Origin of the sequence: Acidisoma cellulosilyticum (assembly GCF_020621385.1) — a bacterium.
Taxonomy (GTDB): domain Bacteria; phylum Pseudomonadota; class Alphaproteobacteria; order Acetobacterales; family Acetobacteraceae; genus Acidisoma; species Acidisoma cellulosilyticum.
In genome coordinates, this window is record NZ_JAESVA010000047.1 from 1 (window position 1) to 648 (window position 648).

Sequence of the window (648 nt, forward strand, 5' to 3'; positions counted from 1 at the left end):
CCTACGGACGGGGGCTCCTTGGGCAGACATTCCGCAGCGCTATGGGCCGCATACGACCTGCGTCAACCGGTTCAACCGTTGGCGCAAGGCGGGCGTTTGGGCACGGATTTTAGACGCGGTATCAAAGGCTTATGATGGTGACATCCAGATGATCGACAGTTCCTCGATCCGCGTCCATCAGCATGCCGCTAACGCCCAAAAAAAGATGGATCCGGTTGCATGGGTCGTTCGCGCGGCGGCCTGACAACCAAAATCCACGCCCTGGTCGACGCCGAGGGCTTGCCCATCATGCTCAAGCTCACCCCGGGGCAAGCCCATGACGGGCGCAGCGCCGAGACCATGTTTGCCAGCCTGGGTGCTGGCAACGTTCTGCTGGCAGACCGTGCCTATGATGCCGATGCCTTGCGCGCTGAGTTGGCAACGCGCGGTGCCTGGGCCAACATCAAACCTATGCCGAACCGTAAAAACGTCCCGGCCTTCAGTCCCTTCCTCTATCGGTATCGCAACCTCGTCGAGCGTTTCTTCAATCGTCTCAAGCACTTCCGTGCCGTCGCAACACGGTATGACAAACGAGACGACAACTTCCTCGCCTCTGTTCAGCTCGCCTCAATCCGCATCTGGCTGCGTCATAATGAGTCGGTGACCTAG

At 59.4% G+C, this 648-nt stretch carries 1 pseudogene; it reads left to right on the plus strand.

The window, feature by feature from the left end:
* Nucleotides 1-648: pseudogene (locus tag ACELLULO517_RS28465) on the plus strand (IS5 family transposase); the annotation flags it as partial.